This is a genomic window from Tetragenococcus muriaticus DSM 15685 (assembly GCF_000423785.1).
Taxonomy (GTDB): domain Bacteria; phylum Bacillota; class Bacilli; order Lactobacillales; family Enterococcaceae; genus Tetragenococcus; species Tetragenococcus muriaticus.
In genome coordinates, this window is record NZ_AUIQ01000104.1 from 1 (window position 1) to 1,827 (window position 1,827).

Sequence of the window (1,827 nt, forward strand, 5' to 3'; positions counted from 1 at the left end):
GACTTGGCAGTAGGAACTGTTAGCTAAAAGCAAAGGTGTCCGCCGTGAGGCGGAATCTGAAGGAAGCTAGAGGCAAACACTTGCACTGACGAACAGGAATCTCATAAGAAGGCTGGTTTGGGATGGACGAGCTTGCAAAACAAAGTAAAGTCCGATACTGCCCGAATCCCATACAGTAAATGAGGCAGTGACATGAGTGGAAGGTTATCGCGCCTTACCCGGGGAGGTCTGTCTAGCGACAGGAGTCGTAGTAATAACGAATAGACAGAAGTCAGCCGAGGTCATAGTAGGGAAAATGTACCGAAGGACCGAACAATACTCATACAAAGTATAGATTGGAGGTTAGAGGAGACGAAGACTACAGAAAACAGCCGTAAAGGCTGGCAATCTACAGAGGGATAAGGTGGAACCAAAAGTGTATGTAGATGTGTAGAGTCATCCTCTAGGTCAAATGAAAGAAATGTATCGTAAGTCTTCATCTTTGATGGAGCTCGTCGTAAGAAAAGAAAATTTAAGCACAGCTGTTACAATGGTTAGACGCAATAAAGGAGCAGCTGGTGTAGATGGTATGGATGTGGATGAAGTGGAAGCTCACATTGAGAAATGGTATGAGCCACTAAGGAAGAAATTACTTCAAGGGACGTACCAACCGCAACCGGTCAAACAAGTAGAGATTCCCAAGTCTAATGGCGATAAGCGTAAATTAGGAATTCCTTGTGCGCGAGACCGAGTGGTCCAACAAGCGATCCGACAAGTGATTGAACCCATTATTGACCCCCATTTCCTACCCCAAAGTCATGGCTTCCGTCTAAATAAAGGAACGCACACAGCTTTGAAACAATGCGTTGCCTATTATGAGGAAGGCTATAGAGTTGTGGTCGATTGTGATTTGAAGCAATGTTTTGATACGTTGAACCATGATAAACTCATGTACCATTTGGAACAATTCATTCAAGATAAAGCGATTCTCAAGGTTATTCGTAAGTTCTTGATGAGTGGTGTTATTGACCTGTCTGGCGAATACGTAGAAAGAAAGACCGGCGCACCTCAAGGAGCGGTCCTATCGCCCCTTCTCTGCAATGTTTACTTACATGAACTGGATAAAGAACTTGAGAAAAGAGGCCATCAATTTGTTCGTTACGCTGATGACTTCGTCATCTATGTGAAATCAAAACGTGCGGGCGAACGTGTTCTGAAAAGTGTGACACGCTTTATTGAAAAGGATCTTAAATTAATTGTCAACCAAGACAAGAGTCAAGTAGGGTCGCCGACCCGTTTAAAATTCTTGAGCTGTCTGATGATGAAAGTCAATGGAATCTGTCGTTTTATTCCTACCAAAGAAGCCAAGAAGAAATTCAAAGCCGAATTGAAACGACGAACAAGTCGTAAGCGTGCGGGTGATTTTCGAACGATCATAAAGGAAATCAATCAAGTCACGCGTGGCTGGATAGGCTATTTCGGATTGGGATTTATTCGAGGGTTTATTCAAAAGGAAATTGAACCATGGTTACATCACCGCATCAGACAGCTCATCCTCAAACGCTGGAAAGCTCCCAAAACGAAAATAACGAAGTTATTATCTTATGGACTAGACGTAGATCACGCTAAAATGATTGGCTATTCCAGAAAGAAGTATTGGCGATTGTCCAAAACGTCTGAAGTTCATCGGACACTTACAAACGAAAGACTCCACCGATGGGGCTTAGTTTCACTAAGCGCCTTGGTAGAGTCTGCTTACGCAAGGTATTGAACCGCCGTATACGGAACCGTACGTACGGTGGTGTGAGAGGTCGACTAGCCAATTAATGGCTAGTCACCTACTCGATT

At 43.8% G+C, this 1,827-nt stretch carries 1 protein-coding gene; it reads left to right on the plus strand.

What is annotated here, in order from left to right; genetic code table 11:
• Window positions 1–460: 460 nt before the first annotated feature.
• Complete coding sequence (ltrA, locus tag G577_RS0110335; RefSeq protein ID WP_028791093.1) at window positions 461–1,750, plus strand: group II intron reverse transcriptase/maturase; 1,290 nt, start codon at window positions 461–463, stop codon at window positions 1,748–1,750.
• Window positions 1,751–1,827 lie beyond the last annotated feature (77 nt).